This window comes from Tenacibaculum sediminilitoris, from assembly GCF_964513795.1.
In the GTDB taxonomy this organism is placed as follows: domain Bacteria; phylum Bacteroidota; class Bacteroidia; order Flavobacteriales; family Flavobacteriaceae; genus Polaribacter; species Polaribacter sediminilitoris.
Genome location: NZ_CAZEQR010000011.1, coordinates 21,163 through 44,086, shown reverse-complemented (window position 1 = coordinate 44,086; position 22,924 = coordinate 21,163). Strand labels below are relative to the sequence as shown.

Genomic DNA, 22,924 nt, shown 5'->3' with positions numbered 1-22,924 from the left:
CTTGTTTCTAAACTCTTTTTTTTCTTTGATTATTTTAATTTTACTATTAAGTAATTTGAAAGATATTTTAAAATTGTTTTAGTATTGGAAACTTTTTTACAGTCAAATAGCTGATTTAATACGTTATCCATAGAATTATGAAATATTTTAAATTAACATTCAGTAATAATATAAAAGAAGTTGGAAGGTTTCCGCAAAGTGAAGAGTATGTTTTGGGAGATATTCAACAAGACTTTATTCCGCTTGAAGGAAGAATTGATGTTGATTTTAAACTCCCTGAACCAATCCTTGAAAAAAAAGCAAAACAAACTTCATATGTTAAAGTTATAGCAATTAGCAAGTTTTTAGTAATAGATGATGAGTTTTTAAGTTTTCTTAGGCTTTTTAACATTGGTAATTATCAGGAATGGAAAATAAATACTTGGCAAAACAAACAATTAATAGATAAATACAATTTATTTCTCATAAATAACACAAAACAAGATAAATATATAGACTTCTCAAAAAGTGAATTTTATTCAAAAAAATTAGGAGATTGGGATAATTCAAGTGCCCAACAAACTGTTTCGGTAAACAATTATGATGAATATGTTTCTGAAAAAGAAAGATTACGAAAAGATAAGTTAATGTTACTTGAAAAAAAAGTTTATTTAGATTTAAGTAAGGCTACTGAAGATATGTTTAGAATCGTTAATGCACCACCTGGAGGTTACTTTGTATCCGAAAGGTTAAAAAATGCCATTGAAGAAAGCGGTTTTACAGGTATGGAGTTTATAGAGGTAAGTGAGCTGGACAGAGTAGAGGTAATTTATTAAATTTTACAATTTGCATGTTAATAAAGGGAGTTTCTCTAAACAGAGAACTCTCTTATTGAATATAGTTTAAAAAGAGAGTATATGAAAAAAGTTATTCTATCAATAATTTTATTATTAAATGGATACTTATTAATTGCACAAACAAACAATAGTAGATATTTTGTTTTCAAAAAATCAATGGAAATTTCTCAGAAAGACTTATCTAATTTTAAACAAAAACATGATTCTCTAATTGATAGTGAATATCCGCTGGAAGAGAAAGATTCGCTTATGAACAAAAAGCTAAAATCTTTAAATCTTACCAAAATTTTTGAGAAAACTAATGATATAGAAATTCATGTAGAATATAAGAATGACTCTATTTGGCGATTTAGAAAACAAAAGGACGAAATGATAGGAGGTTATTTTATGATATTAAAAGAAAAAGGAATTTTGCATTACTATGACAAGACAAAACAACATTTATATAATAAATATAATCTTTTCAATAAAAAATATGAGTATGAAGTAATCAGAGATTTAAAAAATAGAAGAAGAATACATGGATTAGATTGTTTTTTTATAAAACTTATAAGGAAAGATACAGAAGGTAATTTAGGTAATACGATTTATGAAATATATGTTACAAATGAAATAAAACTACCTTTACATTCAGTTTTAAATATAGGAAAACATTTAGAGAACACTTTTCCAATAGAAGTAAAAATATTTGAAAATAATCTTAGTGGGATTGCAGAAACTATCAAATTGATTTCTTATCAACATAGGTAAAAGAAAATTATTCAATTAACATGGAACTTTTTTATAACAAACAGTTTGATGATAAAAAACTTCTCGTTAACTTTTTAGAAATTGGTTACAAAGGAAATGGAATAGGCGTTTTGCCTATTTTTGTCACGGAAGGAAAAAGTTGGTTTGATCTAGGGTGTAACTATTTTACAAAAGAAATTGATTTAATTTAAAATACAAAAATGAATAATATAACGAAGCTACTTTTAGAGGTGGCTTCATTTTTATTTAATAACGTTCTATTTCTTCTTAAAATATTTTATACTTCTTTGTCCCTAAATAAGATTGCTTTTTTTAGTACTAAAATTCCTTCAGTTTATCTCTAAAAAAAGGGAAGTATTTTCTATTTTTGTGCCTTTCAACACAACAACAAAACATGAACTTAACAGAATTAAACGCCATCTCTCCTATTGATGGTAGATACCGTAATAAAGTTGCTAGTTTAGCCAACTATTTTTCAGAAGAAGCTTTAATTAAATATCGCGTAAAAGTAGAAATTGAATATTTCATTGCTTTATGTGAAATTCCGTTACCTCAATTAGAAGACTTCAACAAAGATTTATATGCTGATTTACGTAAAATTTATGAAGAATTTTCTGCTGAAGATGCGCTAAAAATCAAAGAAATTGAAAGCGTTACCAATCACGATGTAAAAGCTGTTGAGTACTTTATTAAAGAAAAGTTTGACAAGCTAAGCTTGAATACCTATAAAGAGTTTATCCATTTCGGATTAACGTCTCAAGATATTAACAACACTGCTATTCCATTATCTATCAAAGATGCGATGGAAGAAGTATACTACCCAACTTTAGATACCTTAGTTTGCAAATTAGCTGATGTATCAGAAGAATGGGAAAACGTACCAATGTTAGCAAGAACTCACGGGCAACCAGCCTCTCCTACCCGTTTAGGAAAAGAGTTTTTTGTGTTTGTAGAGCGTATTAACAATCAAGTTATTCACATACAACATACACCACACGCTGCTAAATTTGGTGGTGCTACAGGTAATTACAATGCACACAAAGTAGCCTATCCAGATATCGACTGGAAAAACTTCGGATCTCATTTCGTTGAAGAAGTATTAGGGCTACACCACTCCTTCCCTACTACGCAAATTGAGCACTACGATCACATGGCAGCTTTATGTGACGGATTAAAACGTGTAAATACTATTTTAATCGATTTAGATCGTGATGTTTGGACATATGTTTCTAACGACTACTTCAAACAAAAAATTAAGAAAGGTGAAGTAGGTTCATCTGCAATGCCTCACAAAGTAAATCCGATTGATTTTGAAAACTCTGAAGGAAACCTAGGAATTGCTAATGCTATTTTTGAGCATTTAGCTGCCAAATTACCTGTTTCAAGATTACAACGTGATTTAACCGATAGTACAGTATTACGTAATGTTGGAGTTCCTTTTGGACATACGTTAATTGGTTTTGCTTCTACTTTAAAAGGTTTGAACAAGTTATTGTTGAATGAAGCAAAATTTGCTGAAGATTTAGAAAATAATTGGGCAGTAGTTGCTGAAGCTATTCAAACAATTTTACGCCGTGAAGCATATCCTAATCCGTATGAAGCTTTAAAAGGATTAACACGTACCAACGAAAAAATAAACAAAAATTCTATCGCTAACTTTATTGATACTTTAGAGGTTTCAGAAACGATTAAAAATGAATTAAAACAAATTACACCTTCTAATTATACCGGTATATAATGAGATATTTACTTACTTTTTTAGTGTTATTTTTAGCTATTGCATGTACCCCAGAGAAAAAAGGAGACCCTACACGTTTTGTTCACGGAACATTTGAAATTCCTGCAGGAGATAACTACGGAAAAACAACTATTGTAAGAAAAGATAGCTTACAAATAGAAGAATACACTAAAAAAGTAAGTATTTCAACTGACAGCTTAGTTACTGAAAAAGAGATACAACATATAGATACACTCTACATCAAATGGAAAAATAACTTTGCATATACGTTACGAATGAAAAATCCGAAAACTGATTTAGATAAAGACCCTATATTTGTTCAAATAACCAAAGTAACCGATAGTTCATATAATTTTTCAGCTAGAATTGGTTACTCTAAATTCACACAAAAAGGAACCGTTTATAAAATAAAATAACTATGGATATATTTTTACAAGCAGATACTTGGGTAGCACTTTTAACACTTACTTTTTTAGAAGTTGTTTTAGGTATTGACAATATTATATTTATATCAATTTCTGCTAATAAACTACCTAAAGAACAGCAACAAAAAGCTACAAGAATTGGTCTTATTTTAGCCATGATTTTCAGAATCCTATTACTTTTAGGAGTTTCTTACTTAATAGGCATGAAAGACCCTATATGGAACATTGATTTGTCTTGGTTTAAAACAGGAATTACAGGTCAGAGTTTAATTTTATTTGCTGGTGGTATTTTTCTATTGTACAAAAGTACACGTGAGATACACCATAAAGTTGAAGGTAAAGAAGAAGAAAACCCTACTGAAAAACCTAAAAAAAGAGTTACTTTATCAAATGTTATTATACAAATCGTTTTAATAGATATTGTTTTTTCTTTCGACTCGGTTTTAACCGCTGTGGGGATGACCAATGGTGTTGAAGGAGCTTTAATAATAATGATTATCGCAGTTATTATCTCTATTTTAATTATGATGATATTTGCTACGCCTGTTAGTAATTTTGTAAACCAGCACCCAACTATTCAAATGCTAGCACTGTCTTTTTTAATTTTAATAGGTTTTATGTTAATTACCGAAGGGGCTCATTTATCTCATACAATAATCTTCGAACAATCAGTAGGAGCTATTCCTAAAGGTTACCTGTATTTTGCCATTGCTTTTTCTTTAGGTGTTGAAATGTTAAACATGAAAATAAGAGGTAATTCAAAAAACCGTTAAGAAAACATTAAGACCATAAAAATAAAACCTGATAGTAAATTTCTATTAGGTTTTATTTTTTATACTTTTGTGTTTAGTGATTCAACTCAAAAAACATATTGCCCTACTAAGTGTATTAGTTCTACTGTTACCAACAGTAGTTTTAACAATACACTTATTTCAAAATCACGAGCACACATTTTGTTCTTCAACAAATGAACATCATTTCCATGCACAAGAGCTTGATTGTTCTTTAGCTCACTATCAATTTAACGTATTTACTTATCAAACTGCTGAATATTTTGCAGTTATACCACAACACTATTACAAATTAGATTATAAAACTCAACCACAGTTAATCTCTTTTGTATATGCTGATAAAAAATCTTCTAGAGCACCCCCATGTTTTACTGTATCATAGTATTGTTTAAAAATTAACAAAAAACATCATTAACAGTAAAATTCATTTTAATGAAGAAATTTATAAATTTCCTATTATTCATAGGAGTATCTGCGATATATGCACAAAACAGCTTATCAGGAAAAATAACAGACATTGATAACCAACCACTTTTAGGAGTAGAAATATATTCTGAACAATTACATAAAGGAACCGTAACAAATGAAAACGGGTCATATATTTTACAAAATATTCCTAATGGAAAAATATCTTTTAACTTTACCTTTTTAGGTTTTAAAAGTGTTTCAAAAGAGTTTTATTTTAATAATGAAAACATTACTTTTAATCTAGAGTTGGAAGAATCTATTTTTAAAATTGATGAAGTAATCATCTCAACTCCTTTTAATAAGTTACAATCTGAGAATGTAATGAAAGTTGAACGACTTTCGGCTAGAGCCATTCAAAAAATAGGAGCTACAACATTAGCGGAAGGAATTACAAACATTGCAGGAGTTTCACAAGTCTCAACAGGACCCTCTATTGGAAAACCCGTTATTAGAGGTTTAAGTGGCAACAGAGTTTTAGTATATACGCAAGGTATTCGATTAGAAAACCAACAATTTGGTGGAGAACACGGTTTAGGTATTAATGATGCAGGTATTGCTGGTATAGAGGTTATTAAAGGGCCTGCCTCACTTTTATACGGTTCAGACGCTTTAGGAGGTGTGCTATATATTCAACCAGAAAGATTTGCTCCAAAAAACACTACAAAACTTAACCTTAATCAGCGTTATTTTAGTAATACTTTAGGAACCAACACTTCGATAGGCTTAACATCTTCTTTAAAAAATTGGCAATTATTAGCCAGAGGAACTTATGCACAACACGCAGACTACAAAACTCCTAGTTATAGAGTTACTAATACTCGTTTTAGAGAAAAAGATTTAAAATTAGGTGTAGGTTTTCATGAAAATAATTTTTCTACTGAATTACGCTATAACTTCAACAATTCTAAGCTAGGATTAACAGAAGGTATTGGAGAACAAACGAAAGAAACACATTTCGAGACTCCTTATCAAGATATCGATAATCATATCATAAGCTTACACAACCATGTTTTCTTTAAAAATTCAAAATTAGACATCGATTTAGGGTATACTATCAATAATCGTAAAGAGTTTGAAGAACATGAGGAGCATGAAGAAGAAGAAACTGAAGAAGAACACGAAGAACATGAAGAAGGTGAAGCTGCCTCAGATATGAAACTTAAAACGTTTAGTTATAACACAAAGTATCATCTTCCTAAATTTGGAAAATTTGAAGTTTTAGTAGGTGTACAAGGACTACACCAAACCAATACTAATTTTGGTGAAGAATTGTTAATTCCGAACGCTACTGTAAAAGATTTTGGTGTATTTACTACAGCAAACTATGACCTGAATGATTATACTTCTTTACAAGCTGGTATACGTTATGATAATAGAGCAATTACCACAGAAAGGCATGAAATAGCACATGAAGATGAAATACATATTTTTGAAGCAATTGATAAATCTTTTAATAGTTTTACAGCTTCTCTTGGTGCTAAAACTAAGATTTTTAATACTGTAACAACCCGTTTAAATATTGCGAGTGGATTTAGAGCTCCAAACCTTGCTGAATTAACCTCTAATGGAGTACATCACGGTACAAATCGTTTTGAAGTTGGTAACAACAACCTCCTTAACGAGAAAAACTTACAGTTTGATCTTTCTTTAGATTATAACACTGAACACTTCGAGTTATTTGCCAATGGTTTTTTTAATAAATTAAATAGTTACATTTATTTATCTCCAACTGGTGAAATTGAAGATGATGCACCTGTTTATACATATTTACAAGAAGATGCAAAATTGTATGGTGGTGAGTTTGGTTTCCACTTACACCCTCATCCTCTAGACTGGTTACACTTAGAAAGTAGTTTTGAAACGGTAATTGGTAAACAAGATAACGGAAACTATTTACCGCTAATACCTACAAATACCTTGAAAAACACACTTAGAACTGAATTTTCAAATGAAAGGTGGTTACCAAATGGATATGCTTCTGTGAGCTTACATTCATTTTTTAAGCAAGATAATGTTAGCGAATTTGAAACGGCTACACCTGCATATAACTTAGTTAATTTAGGTATTGGTGGTGATATTATAATTAGTAAATACACATTTACTACATCTTTAACCTTCAATAATCTTTTTGATAAGAAGTATATAAATCACTTATCTAGATTAAAACCTGATAATATTCTTAACTCTGGTAGAAATATTGTTTTAGGAATAAGTTTTACCTTATAAACAAGCAACTCCCCAGCAACAGCGTTACTGGGGAGTTATTATATATAAACAAACTTTAACTTAATAAAGTTACCCGTCTTTTCTTTTTTTAAGCAATTCTGGAAACTTACGTTTAAATCGATTTAATCGAGGAATTGATACTTTTTGCACGTATGGATTCTCTGGATGTAAACGCTCATAGTTTTGATGATACTCTTCCGCAGGAAAAAACTTCTCCATCTTTTTAACCTCCGTAACTATTTTCCCTTGATACACATCTTCATTTAATCCTTTAATAGTATTTTCTATTATCTGCTTTTCATCTTGTGTTTTATAAAACGCTATTGAACGATACTGCGAACCATAATCTGGGTGTTGTCCATTTTTAGTGGTTGGATCGTGTGAACCAAAGAACACCGTTACTAGCGTTTGAAAACTAACTTTTTTCGGATTATAATATACTGCTACCGACTCTGCATGTCCTGTACGACCTGTTCCTATTGTTTTATAAGTTGGGTTTTCAGTATCTCCTCCAGCATATCCTGATACAGCTTCCTCTACTCCATTCACACTTTCAAAAATTGCTTCTACACACCAAAAACAACCACTTGCAAAGTAAGCTACTTTTGTTTCAAAAAGTACTTCTTCTACTCTCCCTTTCTGCACTTTTTCTTTTTTTGATGAAAAACTCAATAAAGTTGTCAATAAAATAATTACTATAAATGCTATTACAAACTTAAATACTTTCATATCATGAATCTTGTTTTATATGTTACTTGGTCGTACAAAGAATGTTATTTTTACAATTGTTTACAACTTTAATATTTCCTTAAGAAATTTGTTTGCGTGTTGCCACAGTGTTTTTTATTTTTGTTCAAGTAAACAGTAGATTTTAATGGAACATTTTATAGTATCGGCACGTAAATATCGTCCTCAAAATTTTGAGGATGTGGTAGGGCAACAAGCCATTACCAATACGTTAGAAAATGCTATACAAAACAACCACTTAGCACAAGCTTTACTGTTTACAGGACCTCGTGGGGTTGGTAAAACATCGTGTGCTCGTATCTTGGCGAAACGTATTAACCAGGAAGATGCAACTACTGATGATGAAGATTTTGCTTTTAATATTTTTGAATTAGATGCCGCTTCTAACAACTCGGTTGATGATATTCGTAATTTAACCGATCAGGTTCGTATTCCGCCTCAAACAGGAAAATATAAGGTTTATATTATTGATGAGGTTCACATGCTTTCACAAGCTGCTTTTAATGCTTTTTTAAAGACCTTAGAAGAACCACCTGCACATGCTATTTTTATTTTAGCTACGACTGAAAAACATAAAATTATACCAACGATATTATCTCGTTGTCAGATTTTTGATTTTAAACGTATTGGTGTTTTAGATGCTAAAGAGTATTTAAAAACAATTTGTGCAAAAGAAAACATTACTGCTGAAGATGATGCGTTACATGTAATTGCACAAAAAGCTGATGGAGCAATGCGTGATGCACTTTCTATTTTTGATAGAGTTGTTAGTTTCTCTGGAAACAATTTAACACGTGAGGCTGTTACTCAAAACTTAAATGTGTTAGACTACGATGTGTATTTTAACATTACTGATTTATTACTTCAGAATAAAATTCCAGAAGTCTTAATGGCATTTAATGATGTGTTAGGAAAAGGTTTTGAGGGACATCATTTTATAAATGGTTTGGCTTCTCACTTTAGAGATTTGTTAGTTGCAAAAGACCAAGCTACGATAGCTTTACTAGAAGTTGGAGACAATACTAAGAAAAAGTACTTAGAGCAAGCTTCTAAAGCTAGTATGCAGTTTTTACTCCCTGCCATAGATAAGGCAAACGATTGCGACTTAAAATACCGAGGCAGTAAAAACCAACGATTATTGGTAGAACTTACTCTAATGCAAATTGCCTCTATCACTTTTGATGGAGCAAAAAAAAAATCTAGCAACTACATAATTCCTGCTACTTTCTTCACAGCTTTATCTCCTTCAGTTCAAAAAACTGAGGTAAAACCTACGGTTACTAAAACTCCTAAAAAAGCCGAACCTGTACCAATAGCTACGGTTACAAAAGAAGCTCCTCCCAAACCCGTTTTAAAGAATATTAAGCGACGTACTTCTGCTTTATCTTTAAAAAGTTTACATCAAAAGAAAGAGGTAAAAAGTAGCATAGAAGTAGAAGAAAATTATGATAACCATCCTAGAACTCCTTTTACTCAAGATGATTTAAAAGATGTTTGGAAAAAATATTACTTCCAACTACAAAATTTTGGTGAGCGAAGTATTGCTGCTATTTTAGCTTCTGATGACCCTAAATTACAGGAAGATTTTACTATTATTTTTTCATTACCTAATGACTTAATGAAATCTCAACTTGAAAAAGGGAAGCCTAAATTATTACTTTTTTTACGTGAAAAACTAAACAACTATGGTATTCAAATCAATGTTATTGTGAATGAAACTGTAGAAAAAAAGTTTGCCTATACTCCTCAAGAAAAGTATGATAAACTAAAAGAAAAAAATCCGTTAATAGAAAAATTAAAAAATACGTTTGGGTTAGATGTTTAAATTCTTTCCTACATAAATTAATTTCCAATCTTCTATTTTCTTTGCACTCTTCTCAAATTCTGAAATTAATAAAATTTCATTGTTTTGACTTTTAACAAAAATAGGAATAGATTTTTGCTCTTCATGAATCTCTTCTATTTTGTTTTGATAATCGTCTATAGAATTAATTCCTGTTTCATGTATTTCAGGAAATTCTCTTACGGCTTCTACTAAGTTAATATAATCATCTTCTATAGTAAACAAATGCCCCTCATCTTCATAATCTTTAGTTATTACTTCTTGAGAAGTAGCTAAACGATAAGCTCCTTGCTCACCAAAAACTGACGAAAAATTAGAAATTACAAACTTGTTAATTGAATCACTACCTGTCATTGCAATTAAGTATCCTACATCATTTAATTCTATATTGTCAGTTAATTCATCATCATATATATTAACTTCAAACGACTCCAAACCTTCTTGTTTTGCTTTTTCTATATTTTCAATATTGGAATCAATTAATACAACCCTTCTTTTATTATCTTTTAAATATTTAGCTATTAACCTAGCAATATCTGACGCTCCGACAATCATTATAGCATTTGAACGCTCCAAAAATACTCCTACTAATTTTGCAAATAGCCTAGCTGTGGTAGCATTTAGCAAAACGGTACCTAATACTACCATAAAAACTAAAGGAGTAATATATTCAGCTCCTTCAATTCCTTGTTTTAATAACTTACTTCCAAATAAAGAAGCAATACCCGCAGCTACTATACCTCTAGGACCAACCCAACTGATAAATAATTTTTCATTTGTTTTTAAATTAGATTTAGAAGTACTTAAAAATACTGCTAACGGGCGTATTAAAAACACGATTAACCCGAATAAAAGCAGAGTTTTCCATTCATATAACAACATTAATTCCTTAAAGTCAATATTTGCTGATAGTAGAATAAATAAAATCGAAATTAATAAAACACTTAATGATTCTTTAAAGTATAAAATTTCTTTTAAGTTTTTTAATTTACTGTTTCCTAATACCATTCCCATTACTACAACAGCCAGTAATCCTGATTCATGAGCAAATAATTCTGACTCAACAAAAACAAGTAAAACGGTAGATAATGAAACTACATTTAACAAGTAATGAGGTACCCATTTTTTATTAATTATAAAAATTAAAGCGTGTGCAAAAGTAAATCCGAAGGTTGTTCCAAAAAGGATTATTTTTAAGAATTCTAATAAAGCAGTTCCTGTAAAACCTGCCCCTCCACCTACACTAATAAATTCAAAAACAAGTACTGCCACCAAAGCTCCAATAGGGTCTATTAAAATTCCTTCCCATTTTAAAACAGCTGAGACATCTTTTTTTAGTGGTATATTTCTAAGAATTGGTGTTATTACTGTTGGTCCTGTAACAATAATTAAGCCTGAAAACAAAAATGAAAGTTCCCAGTTTAACCCAAACACGTAGTGAGCAACTATAGCTCCTCCAAAAAAAGTTACTGCAGAACCTAAGGTTATTAGTTTTGTAATAACAGGACCTATATTTTTTATTTCTCCTCTTCGTAAAGTTAATCCTCCTTCAAAAAGAATGATACTAATTGATAAGGAAACAAAATAATACAATCCTTCTCCTGGAAATAACCCTTTTTCTCCATTCCATACTGGTTCTATCCATTTACTTCCATCTTCATTAAAAAATTCTGCTGCAATAGGACCTACTAGTAATCCTATTAAAATTAAAGGTAAAATTGCTGGAATTTTAAATCTCCAAGCTACCCATTGCGCTAAAATTCCAAGTATAATTATCCCTGCTAGTTCTAACATAGTTTATTTTTAAAAAGACTAAAAATACAGCTTTTAATTAAACTGCTTTTACATTTTATTTAATTTTTTACTTCGATGACTCTCTTTAGCTCATTACCTAAATCATCTATTACTGTAATTGTATGAGTTCCTTGTTTTGGGATGATTGCTTGTTCGTGATACTGCTGTGTTTTTCCTACAAATTTTTTATCTAAATACCAATAAACATTAGCTTCTGCATTAGCATGTTTTAGTGTTAGAATTATAGGGTTAAATTCATTGTTTATTCCTCTTGTTAATGATATTTTTGAAACATATTTAGTAGGAAAAACAAAATCCATCGTATTATTTTCTAAACGGTGGCAATCTGCTCTATACTTAGGTAATGGTTTATAATCTGCATTGTTTTGTTGATAGTAATATGCCATTAATGGAGGCAATATAAACCATGCTTTTGTGACTGTATTAGCAATTGATTCACAGTTTGAATTTACTCTAAACCTTTCATCTTTATCGACTACTATTTGTTTGTGATACATACATGATTTAGCTTTCATTGCATTTTTTTGAACTCTTTTAGTTATTGAAGGACAAATAGTTTTAGCTAAAAACCCACTTTTATCACAAATAGAAACTTCAGTGAGGTTTTCATAAGGTTCTAAAAACCAATTTGATTTTGGTAAAATATCAAAAACATTAAACATCAACGGGGAGGCACTTCCTACTCCTGTTAGGTTTGGTCGACCTTCTCCATCTGAATTACCTACCCATACTCCTACTACATATTTTGGTGTAACTCCAATTGACCAAGCATCTTTATTTCCAAAACTTGTACCTGTTTTCCATGCTATTGTTTGAGATGAGTCATAATACTTCCATGCTTGATCGGTATAAGGTCTATTTACTTCTATAAGTGTATTTAAGGTTAAAAAAGCTGTTCCTGCATCAATTGTAGTATAGTTTTTTTGAATTTCTCCAAAATTTGAAACTGTATCAAATAAAAAATGTGGTTCAACAAACTCTCTTTGGTAATAATTATGTTTTAATTCCTCATAGTGATTTACAATTCCTGCATAGCCTGCAAAAGTTTTGCATAGATCCCATAAACTTGTTTCTGCTCCTCCTAAAATCAATGAGAGTCCATAATAATCTGCTGATTTATTAATGTGTTTGATATGGTATGCTTTTAAATCTTCTCTAAATTTTTCCAATCCGTAATATTTTAACATCCGAACAAAAGGAATATTTAATGAACGTGTAAGTGCTTCATTTGCAGGAACAGCTCCGTCAAAAGTTAAATTGAAGTTTTTTGGAGAATAGCCTGCTATTTCTGTGGGGATATCAGCTACTAATTGAGTAGGTAGTAAATCTCCCGATTGTAGCATTTGTGCATATAAAAAAGGTTTCAAAGTACTTCCTGTACTTCTAGGAGCAATGATATTATTCACATCTTTTTGATGTGCTTTATCGGTAGGGCTGTTTCCTACATAAGACAGTACTTTTCTTGTTTTAACATCTAAAACCAATACCGCCATGTTATATACTTCATTTTGCTTTTGACGTAAATAATGTTGTTTTACTAAATTGTTTACTTGCTTTTGTAAATGAATATCTATGGAACTTTTTACTCGTTTTCCTTTTTTATTCATGGCTATCTCTTGCACAAAATGAGATGCTATTTCAGGTAATAAATATGGTTTTTGTGGTAATTCTTCTTCAATCGCTAAATCATAAGTTATTCTGTCAATAACTCCTTCTTTATATAGCTTTTGTAACAACCTATTTCTTTTATTTTTAAGTTTTTGTTGATTTTTCCCTGGGTAAATTAGCGAAGGTGCGTTTGGTAATACAGCTAGGGTAGCTGTTTCTGCCCATGATAATTGATGGGGTTGTAAACCAAAATAACGCCACGAAGCCATTTCAAGGCCTACTACATTCCCTCCAAATGGTGCATGAGAAGCATATAGCTTTAAAATTTCTTTTTTGGAATGACGAAGTTCTAACCGGGTCGCTAATATTAGCTCTTGAAATTTTTCAAAGTACGAACGTTTTTTATTTTTTCTTGATAAACGTATTACTTGTTGTGTAAGTGTACTACCTCCTCGTACTACTTTTTTAGCTTTTATGTTTTCTATCATTGCTTTTCCTATCGAAATAGGATTGAATCCGAAATGATTATAGAAATAAGCATCTTCAAACTGTAAAATGCATTGTTCAAACTTTTTAGGTACAGTATCTAATTCAGGAAACCTCCATTGTCCATCATCAGCTATCACTGCTCCTAATAACTCATTATTTTTTGCAGTAACTACTGTTGATGTTGGATTGTCGAATAGGTTTTTAGGTAAACAGAAATAATAAGCTACCATAAAAACACTTATCATGATAACTTTAATTTTATGCTGTTTTAAAAAGTTAAAAACAATTTTCATAGACAACTTATATATCTCAAAAGTATAAAGTTTATAGCAAACATTTAGTCGATAAGTCTGTTATATTTGCAACTTAATACAAGTTATGAGTTTTACCTTACTTTCTTCACCTCTACAAGGGTTCACTGATTTTCGATTTAGAAATGCTCAACAAAAATATTTTGGAGGTATTGATACATTTTATGCTCCTTATATTCGATTGAACGGTAAATTTAAAATAAAGTCGAGTTACGAACGTGATTTATTACCTGAAAACAACACTACTTTAACGGTTATTCCTCAAGTTATAACCAATGATGCTGAAGAGTTTTTATTTGTAGCTAAATATGTGCAGAGTTTAGGGTATAAAGAGTTGAATTGGAATTTAGGGTGCCCCTACCCTATGGTAACCAAATCGGGTATGGGCTCTGGTTTAATTTGTAACCCTGCTCGAATTGATGAGATACTACATAGAGCACATAATGAAACCGATATTTTGGTTTCTATGAAAATGAGAATGGGTTATGAAAATAGTGAAGAAATACTACACACTTTTCCTATTTTAGATAAATACCCGTTAAAAAATGTGGCTATTCATGCCAGAATTGGAAAACAATTATACAAAGGAGGTGTTGATTTAGATGCTTTTCAGAAGTGTATAGATGTAGCTAAACATCAACTATATTATAATGGTGATATTACTACGGTAGCAGGTTTTAAAGCTATGAAAGAACGTTTTCCTAGTATTACACATTTTATGATTGGGCGTGGTTTAATTGCTGATCCTTTTTTACCACAAATGATTAAAGATAACACTACTGAATATCCAAAAGACCGATGGAAAATATTTAGAGAGTTTCATGATGAAATATATCAACAGTACGATGCTGCCTTATCAGGACCAACACCTATAAAAATGAAGATGTTAGGTTTTTGGGAATATTTTTCTCAGTCTTTTCTCGATCCTCGCAAAACGTATAAAAAAATTAAAAAAGCTGGAAACCCAAAGAAGTATCAAATTGCTGTTAAGGAGATTTTGAGTGGAGAGAGATAAAGCATTAATTAGTAGCTTCTACAATTTTATTATCAAACTTATCTATATACTCTTTTGAATAACTTTTATAAAAAGGAATTAACCAGAACATATTTAAGTTTTTACGCTCTTTAGAAATACGACAGAAACCGTTTAATACTTTTTTATTTGTAAGAAAATTAAACCTTATAGAAATATTGTTATCACTTATTTTCTTTTCTGTTACTTCAATAGTATTTAAATTAGGTATTTTTGCTTTAAAATTATCTAAATATTGTTCATAATAGTTTTGTAAATCTATATTTTCTTCTTTTAGTTCTATAGAATAAAGAAATATTGATTTATCATTTTGGTTATCGCTATATATTTCTAATTTATCATAATATTCTATAAGTTCTTTTGATAAATTTGAGGATATTAACTTTAATTTATTAGGTGATGAAAACTCAACTGAGTTTATCGATTGATTTATCCATTCTTTATTAAATTCATTTTCACTATTGAAAATGATAATTCCTAAAGGAACTATTATCAAAAAAATTAACGAAATAATTTTAATAAACTTTTTTTTCTTTTTTGTTAAATAATAACATAAAAAGCCTAGGGTAATACCTATTAAAGAAAGACAAAAAGTATATGCTATGTTTTTATCTTTAAATACATTCGAAATATTACCAAATAATATTCCAGAAACTAGTATAAATAATAACTTTCAATAGTTTTTTTTCTCATTCATATATAATAATATCTATACAATACTAATACGTACTTTCTTGTTTTTTAGACGTGTATTATTTAACTCTTCTAATAACCTTTTTGACTCAGTTATAGGAACTGAAATAAAAGCACAATCTTGTTTTAACTCAATAACTCCTACTTGATCATTTGTTAGATTTCCTTTTTTAAAGAATAAACCTGCTATATCTCCTTTAGATATTTTGTCTTTTCTTCCTCCAGAAATAAATAACGTCTCCCAATAATCAGGTTTTAATTTTTGCTTCTGAGAAATATCGGCATTGGGTATGTTTTTAAGAAATTCTGGAAGGTTTTCTTTTTGCCATTTTAAAACATAAGCCGTTCCTTTAGCGTTTACCCTTGCTGTTCGCCCATTTCTATGCGTAAATTCTTCTAACCGTTGGGGTAATTCGTAGTGAATAATGTATTTCATTTCCGGAATATCAATTCCTCTTCCAGCTAAATCAGTAGCTAACAATACTTTACTTGTTCCGTTTCTAAACTTTATTAAAGAACGCTCGCGATCTCTTTGTTCCATTCCACCAGAAAAACAACTGTGTGCTATTTTGTTCTTCGTTAAAAACTCGCTTACATTAGCAATACTATCTTTTAAATTACAAAAAATAATACCTTGTTCATTTCCTATATGATGCAATAAATCAACTAAGGTTTGGTTTTTATTTTTCGATGACGACACAACAGTTTTTAAAGTTAGTTTCTTTGGTTTTTTATCTGTTAAATAATTTAATACGGTAGGGTTATTTAAACGTACAAAATCTGGAACTTCCGCTTCTTGAGTTGCTGAAGTTAAAATACGTTTATTAATATTTGGTAATTGATTAATAATTCCGCGCATTTCGTACTCAAATCCAACTTCTAACGATTTATCAAACTCATCTAAAATCAAGGTCTTAATACTTTCTTTAGAAAAACGCTCGTTAGCAAAATGATCAGAGATTCTACCAGGTGTGCCTATTAATATACTGGGTGTATGTTTTAATTCAATTTTATCTTTTGCCATTGAACGTCCACCATATACAGCATTCACTTTTAAACCTGTTCCCATTTCACGAATCACCTGTTCTATTTGAATAGCCAATTCTCTTGAGGGTACTAAAATTAAAACCTGAATTTCTTTATTATTAGGGTCTATTAATTTTAATGTTGGTAATAAAAATCCTAATGTTTTACCTGTACCAGTAGGTGATAATATTACTGTATTGGTTGTTTTATCAATAGTTGAAATGGCTTTTTGTTGCATTTCATTTAATTCATAAATATTTAGCTTTGCTAAAATATCTTCTTGTGTTTTAACTGTATTTACCATAATCTTTTTATATCTATGAATTTTATATTGATGGGCAAAGATAGGTAGTCTTACACAAGGAAAGATTAAGTATTTTAGAAATAAATAAAGCTTACTGATTTCAGTAAGCTTTATTTATTTCATTTAATTATTTATAAACTATTTCACTACTTTAATCCACTCACCTTTCGTACGTGCTATGTAATCGTTATCATACATCGCTTCTACTTGTACTCCTGGCAAATAATACTCTCCTAAATATGAAGCATTTAGTAATACTCTAAACGTTTTAGTTTCGTGTTTTTTTAAGGTAAAATAGTGGCTAATACTTGCATCACGTATATCTGTATAATCAACTTTTGAAGATGTTGTATTGTTCCCGAAATTAGTAAAACGAGTATTTACAATCTCCCATCCTGAAGGAATATATTGTGTTAATGCTATATTTTGAACGGTTTCATTCGTAGGATTCTTCACTGTAACTTCTGCTACAAAATTGGTTCCTTGTGATAAGTTATCTGACTGAATTCGCATACCGTCTTTTGTTTTATACGTGATAGTCGTTTCTAAATTCTTTTGGAATACTTTTTCTTCACCCACAGGTAAAATACCTTTATTTAGCAGACGTACATATAAAACTCCATTATTTTTATTAGTTATACTTAGTGAGTTTTCTTGCTGTAGCGCAACCATATCTTTTACTGATAATGATTTTGTTGTACTTGCTTCACCAGAAACCTTATTAAAAATATAACTAGTATTGATTCCATCGTTACCTCCATTTTTTAAAGCGTATTGACTCATTGCTAACAAACTATAAGCTGTAGTTTGTGTGCTCATCCAACGGTCGCTCGACAAATTTTCTGCTATTTTTTTAGCTAATTGTATTGCTTTTGCTTCCTCATTTAACAAAGTGTATGTTTCTAAAGCCATTGCTTTGTTACGTGTTTCTGAACCGTAGTTTGAATACGTTCGTTTTGTGTAAGTATCTGTTGTTAATTCTCTTAAAATAGATTGTGCTACAGCCTTCTTTCCTATCAAAGCATACGCATTTGCTAAGCGAATGTTTGCCTCATTAGATATTCCTTTAGTTTCTCGTAAACGGTTCATTGAGGCTAAATCTGGGTTATTAGCTAAACTCAAGGTATACAATCGATACGCTTGAGAAAGTGCATTGTTATAATAGCTTGAACTACTTCTCCAATTACGTGCTTGTTGTTTTTGATAATTAATCCATTTTGATTTGAATCCAATTGGCAACACATATCCTTTCTTTTCGGCTTCTACCATAAAATGACCCGCATACGACGTTCCCCAACTATCAGCTCGACTATTTCCTTGCCAGTATGAAAGCCCTCCATTAGTCAATTGAAAATCTGATAATCGTTGAATAGCTACTTTTATGTTTCTTTCTGTAGAAGTTATTTTTTCTTTCGGTAATTCAAATAATGCAGGTAAAAATAATTGTGGAAAGGCACTTGATGTAGTTTGCTCAACACAACCATGTGGATAACGAATTAGATATCCTAAACGTTCGGTAAAGTTCATCGGTGGTAAGGTTGATAACTCTACGGTAGCAGCATTCGTTCCTTTCGTACCAAAACTTGTAAAATTGACACTTCCTTGTTCGTTCGATTTTAGCACCAAATCTTTTACCTCAGTCGTTACAGGATTTGGATTTAATACATCTATTTCTACTTCATAAGATGCTTTTTCACTTCCTGAACTTGCTTCAATTTTAACCTTCCCTATTCCTTTAAAATTATTCACTTTCAAAGTGAAGTACGTCATTTTTTCATCTGGTTGATTAAATGAAACTGTTTGTGTTTTATCTCCTACAATAGTATATGATTCATTTGGTTGTACAGTTACTTTTACATTTTTAATGTTTGGTTTCATAGCAAACACAGTAACTGGTAAGGTAACTGTTTCCTGTGGAGTGAGTTTACGAGGTAATGATGCTAAAATCATGACTGGTTTACGTACAAAAACTGTTTTTTCATCGCTTCCGTAAGCATCTCTTTTTGTATCGGTAGCTACTACCATAGCACGAACAGATCCTACATACTTTGGTATTTTAACCTTGTGTTCTTTAGTATCTCCCTTTTCTAAATCGAAAGGGCCTAAGTAGGTAACCATTGGTTTAAATCGGTTGGCTTTTCGGTTTTTACTTCCTGCTTCTGCTTCATCTCCACCAATACTTAATATTTGATTTACTTTTCCACCGTAAGCACCTATAACATCATCAAAAATATCCCACGTTTTCACACCTAAAGATTGGCGTGCATAGAATACTCCCCAAGGATTTGGTGTTATAAAACGTGTTAAATCTAACAAACCTTCATCTACCAATGCAATAGTATAGGTCATAGCCCTACCTTTTTCCTCTTTTACTCGAATAGTTGCAGTAGATTCAGGTCTTAACTCGTCTGCTAACTGAATTTTTGGCTCTAATTTTGTTGCAGGATTATTTACCAACATTGGTATTGATCCATACATACGAATTGGTAAATCGTTTACTGTTTGACTATGTTTTTGTAGCAACGATATATTTACAAATACATTAGGTGTATAACTTGCTTTTACAGGAAAACTAAACGTTGTTTGTTGTGCTTGTGTTGGTACCCAAAAGTGATCTAATACTTCGGTTCCATTCTCAATGGTAATAAATGCTTTTCCTCCTTCTGAAGATGGAAACTTCACTGTTGCTTTTTCATCTACTTCGTACGACTCTTTATCGGTTGTAAATATCAACATCGTAGCATTGCTTTTATCTTGATTTCCTTTTTTCTTTGCATACCAAGATGGCCAATCAAAATATACCACATTTGAGCTTTCATGTTTACTTTTTGAATCTTTTACTTTAATTAAATAACGTCCCCAATCGTTTTCATCTACTTTTAATTTAAATGTTCCTTTACCGCTTACATTTGTTGTTGTTTTTAGTTTTTTGTAAGGCTCATGATAACGAGCTCCATCATAACTAGATAAACCATTATCAGAGGTACTCCACCACCAACGCCATGATAATTTATATACAGCTACTTCTACATTATTTGCTACTCCTACTCCTTCTTCATTTACTGAAGCTACATTAAATGTATATTCTTCATCTGTAAATAAGTAGTTTTTAGATTGTGGTTCTTCCGCTTCTTGTATTCCTACATACGAAGTATATGGCGATACTTTTTTAGAAAATACATCAGTACTAAAATCTCCTCCATTTTCGTATACTTTTGTTATGAAGCTTGCTTTTAACATTCCTGGAGCTTTATTATCAAGCTTCGGCTTTACAGAAAATTTAGTGGTTCCTTCGCTATTCAAGTTTCCTTTCAATACTTTAAACTCTTCTGTTCCAAATCGGCGAGTAACATCATCAAAATTATAATTTTTGAATTTTGGAAACTCCGTATTAGTTTGTGAGAATTTTCCGTTAATATCTAACTTCAACCCTCTTGCTATTGCTCCATGCAGCCATTTTACTTCTACATCTCCAGCAATAGTTGAGTTTGCTTTGATGAACTCTGTATCTGTAGCGAGTTTAATTTTTAATCGGTTAGGTTTTATAGTTTCAATTTTTAATGTTTTATTGAAAACAGCCCCCCCAACACTTACTCGTAGTTTCCAATTACCAGTAATAGCTTCTGGGTTTGTGCTTGGAGTGTATGCATATACATTGTTTGCTTTCTTTGAAAGCACCTTTCGATCAATTATTTTTCCTCGCGGGTTTATTAATTCAAACTTTATCGGGTGTTCTTCCGGAATTGGATTTGCATTGTCATTTAAAACAAAAGTTAAAAACATTTGATCTCCTGGTCGCCAAACTCCTCGTTCTCCATAAATATATCCTTTAATTCCTTCTTGTAATTTTACTCCAGAAACATCAAACTTACTCATTGACAATGCTTCACCATCTTTCAGCTTCACATACGTTGTGTTGTTGTTTTTAGTAACTACTGCAAAAAAGGCATTTGTAACATCAGAAAAAGAAACAACTCCTTCTTTATTGGTAGCTGCTGATGTAATTGGTTGTTTTTGTAAGTTGTATAAAGTTACTTTAGCGCCTTGAATAACGTCGGTGGTAAGTATATCCGTAACTGCTACTACTATTTTATTATTGTTTCCTTTTTTAACAATAACACCAATATTTGTAGCTAAAATATTGGTACTAATATTTTTATTGTAGTAGTATGAAGTTGTACAAGGGTTTTCTCTATCTCTCCATCTATATTCTCTATAATACCTTTCATAATAGTTAGGGTCATCATAATTTTTAGTATCGATTTCTTTTTTACCAAAAATTATCGTTTTAGTAAAAACACTGCCATCACATTTATAGTTTGAATAATCTTTATTAAATGAAAGTTCAACCCTGTACATAGCTCCAGTTTCTACCTTTACAATATCTTTTAAATCTATTGCAAAAGCATTTTCTTTACTTAAGTCTAAACCTTGGTTACTAAGATTTACTGTATACTTAGCTGTAGGACGTCCCACATAACGTAAATCTCCTTGATTACTTAAATTATTATACTGTAAAAATTGCAGTACATTATCTTTATAAACCTTATAAATTGTGGCATCAACTGCTTTTAGGTTTACTGCACTAAAGTTTATTTTTAAATTGTTAGAGTTTGGAAGTATTGATCCGCTTTTTATAAACTTAACTGAAGGTTTTAATTCTTCAAAATATACAGTTTTTATGATATTTTCTTTTAAAACATACCCTTCTGAACTTTTTATTCCTTTAAATATTTCTATATCTACTTTCTTCTTAAATGATGATTTTGGATAAACAATAATTTTATTATTATTTACTTTATAAGTAAACTCTCTTTTTTGAGTGTTTAGAAATTGAATAAGTCCTTTTAAGTTTTGTGATTTTTGTATTGGGTCTGAAAAACTTATTTCAATATGCTGCTTATCAGTATCTAAAACTTCAATATCCAATACTTTAAAGTTATTTTTTCCAGTAATAGTAACTTCTCTACTTCCTTTAGACACTGATTGAACTGGTACTCCAGTCCACACTACTTTTAATTGTTTATCCTCTTCAAATCGTTGTATACTGTCTATTTTAAAATAAACCTTAGTACTTACCTTACCTACAGTACTAAATTTTATGGGTTTTGTTTTTCCATCATAAGTAGCACTTATTAAGCTTGATAGTTTGACTGTTTCTATAACATCACTTGCCATCAATTCTCCTTCAACAGTATATAAGTTTTTATTATAAATATTTGGAGATTGTAAAGAAACATTAAATAACAATTCTTTGGTTTTTACTTTGATTGATAAGCTTTCTAAATCTTTATCAATATCCTGGTATAATTTTGATAAATGAAGTGTTATGAGGTATTCTTGATTGCTTTTTAGCTTTTCAGTAGGTACAAAAATTAGTTCATTGTTGTTATAAACAACTTCTCCTTTGATTACTGGTTTTGTAGTTATTAGTTCATTTGCATCAAAATTTGTTGTTACTTTCTTTTTTAATACAAATTTTAAATTTGGAGTTACTGAGATTAATTTATCGGGGAAAACACTAATATATTCACTAAACTCATTAATATTGCTTTCTTTAATTGATGCCTTTTTACATGAATTTATAGTAAACACAAAAAATATTAATGCAATAAAGCTAATATTTTTTATCAACTTTTTTAGTAAACGTGTTCTCATTTTTTAGGAAGTTAAGTTTGTTTTTTTTGTATTTTTTTTAAAACTAATTCAAAATATTTTTTAAAGACTAGTTATTTAGAATTTGTAGTGATTAAATTATAATTTGTACAGAATTAATTTTTTCAGTAACTTTTGAGAATGTTATTCTGTATTTTCAATAGCT

16 protein-coding genes are annotated in these 22,924 nt (G+C 30.4%); 10 read left to right on the top strand and 6 right to left on the bottom strand.

The features are described from left to right. Positions 1 to 137: 137 nt before the first annotated feature. The 8 genes from ACKTSW_RS03995 (at position 138) to ACKTSW_RS03960 (ending at position 7,234) form a co-directional block, all read left to right on the top strand. The gene (locus ACKTSW_RS03995; protein WP_408023984.1) at positions 138 to 815 is read left to right on the top strand and encodes a hypothetical protein; all 678 of its coding nucleotides are present in this window, start codon (positions 138 to 140) and stop codon (positions 813 to 815) included. Positions 816 to 896: 81 nt separating this feature from the next. Next, positions 897 to 1,586, top strand: a complete 690-nt coding sequence (locus tag ACKTSW_RS03990; RefSeq protein ID WP_408023983.1) for a hypothetical protein — start codon at positions 897 to 899, stop codon at positions 1,584 to 1,586. Positions 1,587 to 1,606: 20 nt separating this feature from the next. Further along, entirely contained in the window at positions 1,607 to 1,777 is a 171-nt protein-coding gene (locus ACKTSW_RS03985; protein ID WP_408023982.1) for a hypothetical protein, read from the top strand. A 203-nt stretch (positions 1,778 to 1,980) separates the two neighbouring features. After that, a complete protein-coding gene (gene purB / locus ACKTSW_RS03980; protein WP_408023981.1) occupies positions 1,981 to 3,324 on the top strand; it encodes an adenylosuccinate lyase in 1,344 nt (447 codons plus the stop codon). After that, entirely contained in the window at positions 3,324 to 3,740 is a 417-nt protein-coding gene (locus ACKTSW_RS03975; RefSeq protein WP_408023980.1) for a hypothetical protein, read from the top strand. Before purB ends, ACKTSW_RS03975 begins: the two co-directional genes overlap by 1 nt. 2 nt (positions 3,741 to 3,742) lie before the next feature. Beyond that, a complete protein-coding gene (locus tag ACKTSW_RS03970; protein WP_408023979.1) occupies positions 3,743 to 4,522 on the top strand; it encodes a TerC family protein in 780 nt (259 codons plus the stop codon). 76 nt (positions 4,523 to 4,598) lie between these two features. Further along, positions 4,599 to 4,922, top strand: a complete 324-nt coding sequence (locus ACKTSW_RS03965) for a hypothetical protein (RefSeq protein ID WP_408023978.1) — start codon at positions 4,599 to 4,601, stop codon at positions 4,920 to 4,922. Between the two features lie 50 nt (positions 4,923 to 4,972). Continuing rightward, positions 4,973 to 7,234, top strand: a complete 2,262-nt coding sequence (locus ACKTSW_RS03960; RefSeq protein WP_408023977.1) for a TonB-dependent receptor — start codon at positions 4,973 to 4,975, stop codon at positions 7,232 to 7,234. A 69-nt stretch (positions 7,235 to 7,303) separates the two neighbouring features. On the opposite strand, the gene msrA is transcribed toward ACKTSW_RS03960, so the two are convergent. After that, the gene (gene msrA / locus ACKTSW_RS03955) at positions 7,304 to 7,963 is read right to left on the bottom strand and encodes a peptide-methionine (S)-S-oxide reductase MsrA (protein ID WP_408023976.1); all 660 of its coding nucleotides are present in this window, start codon (positions 7,961 to 7,963) and stop codon (positions 7,304 to 7,306) included. A gap of 145 nt (positions 7,964 to 8,108) precedes the next feature. Between msrA and dnaX the strand changes: the two genes are divergently transcribed. Next, a complete protein-coding gene (gene dnaX, locus ACKTSW_RS03950) occupies positions 8,109 to 9,806 on the top strand; it encodes a DNA polymerase III subunit gamma/tau (RefSeq protein WP_408023975.1) in 1,698 nt (565 codons plus the stop codon). Here dnaX and ACKTSW_RS03945 read toward each other — a convergent pair. Together ACKTSW_RS03945 and pbpC are read right to left on the bottom strand one after the other, a co-directional pair. Beyond that, positions 9,795 to 11,618, bottom strand: a complete 1,824-nt coding sequence (locus ACKTSW_RS03945; protein WP_408023974.1) for a cation:proton antiporter — start codon at positions 11,616 to 11,618, stop codon at positions 9,795 to 9,797. The two genes, dnaX and ACKTSW_RS03945, sit on opposite strands and share 12 nt — an antisense overlap. A gap of 59 nt (positions 11,619 to 11,677) precedes the next feature. Then, positions 11,678 to 13,981, bottom strand: coding sequence for a penicillin-binding protein 1C (pbpC, locus tag ACKTSW_RS03940; protein ID WP_408023972.1), 2,304 nt, complete (start codon positions 13,979 to 13,981; stop codon positions 11,678 to 11,680). 133 nt (positions 13,982 to 14,114) lie between these two features. On the opposite strand from pbpC, the gene ACKTSW_RS03935 reads away from it, so the two are divergent. After that, a complete protein-coding gene (locus ACKTSW_RS03935) occupies positions 14,115 to 15,062 on the top strand; it encodes a tRNA dihydrouridine synthase (RefSeq protein ID WP_408023971.1) in 948 nt (315 codons plus the stop codon). 4 nt (positions 15,063 to 15,066) lie between these two features. Here ACKTSW_RS03935 and ACKTSW_RS03930 read toward each other — a convergent pair whose 3' ends face one another. From ACKTSW_RS03930 to ACKTSW_RS03920, 3 genes are all read right to left on the bottom strand, one after another. Continuing rightward, entirely contained in the window at positions 15,067 to 15,576 is a 510-nt protein-coding gene (locus ACKTSW_RS03930) for a hypothetical protein (RefSeq protein ID WP_408023970.1), read from the bottom strand. 213 nt (positions 15,577 to 15,789) lie between these two features. Beyond that, complete coding sequence (locus tag ACKTSW_RS03925; RefSeq protein WP_408023969.1) at positions 15,790 to 17,103, bottom strand: DEAD/DEAH box helicase; 1,314 nt, start codon at positions 17,101 to 17,103, stop codon at positions 15,790 to 15,792. Between the two features lie 138 nt (positions 17,104 to 17,241). Beyond that, on the bottom strand, positions 17,242 to 22,761 hold the full coding sequence (locus ACKTSW_RS03920; protein ID WP_408023968.1) for an alpha-2-macroglobulin family protein: 5,520 nt from the start codon (positions 22,759 to 22,761) through the stop codon (positions 17,242 to 17,244). Positions 22,762 to 22,924 lie beyond the last annotated feature (163 nt).

What these genes read in the sequence shown, in the direction of transcription:
- ACKTSW_RS03985 (WP_408023982.1), top strand. Translation starts at nt 1,607, where the DNA reads ATGGAACTTTTTTATAACAAACAGTTTGATGATAAAAAACTTCTCGTT.
- msrA (WP_408023976.1), bottom strand. Translation starts at nt 7,963, where the DNA reads ATGAAAGTATTTAAGTTTGTAATAGCATTTATAGTAATTATTTTATTG.
- ACKTSW_RS03990 (WP_408023983.1), top strand. Translation starts at nt 897, where the DNA reads ATGAAAAAAGTTATTCTATCAATAATTTTATTATTAAATGGATACTTA.
- ACKTSW_RS03925 (WP_408023969.1), bottom strand. Translation starts at nt 17,103, where the DNA reads ATGGTAAATACAGTTAAAACACAAGAAGATATTTTAGCAAAGCTAAAT.
- ACKTSW_RS03970 (WP_408023979.1), top strand. Translation starts at nt 3,743, where the DNA reads ATGGATATATTTTTACAAGCAGATACTTGGGTAGCACTTTTAACACTT.
- dnaX (WP_408023975.1), top strand. Translation starts at nt 8,109, where the DNA reads ATGGAACATTTTATAGTATCGGCACGTAAATATCGTCCTCAAAATTTT.
- ACKTSW_RS03920 (WP_408023968.1), bottom strand. Translation starts at nt 22,761, where the DNA reads ATGAGAACACGTTTACTAAAAAAGTTGATAAAAAATATTAGCTTTATT.
- ACKTSW_RS03960 (WP_408023977.1), top strand. Translation starts at nt 4,973, where the DNA reads ATGAAGAAATTTATAAATTTCCTATTATTCATAGGAGTATCTGCGATA.
- pbpC (WP_408023972.1), bottom strand. Translation starts at nt 13,981, where the DNA reads ATGATAAGTGTTTTTATGGTAGCTTATTATTTCTGTTTACCTAAAAAC.
- ACKTSW_RS03945 (WP_408023974.1), bottom strand. Translation starts at nt 11,618, where the DNA reads ATGTTAGAACTAGCAGGGATAATTATACTTGGAATTTTAGCGCAATGG.
- ACKTSW_RS03935 (WP_408023971.1), top strand. Translation starts at nt 14,115, where the DNA reads ATGAGTTTTACCTTACTTTCTTCACCTCTACAAGGGTTCACTGATTTT.
- ACKTSW_RS03995 (WP_408023984.1), top strand. Translation starts at nt 138, where the DNA reads ATGAAATATTTTAAATTAACATTCAGTAATAATATAAAAGAAGTTGGA.
- ACKTSW_RS03975 (WP_408023980.1), top strand. Translation starts at nt 3,324, where the DNA reads ATGAGATATTTACTTACTTTTTTAGTGTTATTTTTAGCTATTGCATGT.
- purB (WP_408023981.1), top strand. Translation starts at nt 1,981, where the DNA reads ATGAACTTAACAGAATTAAACGCCATCTCTCCTATTGATGGTAGATAC.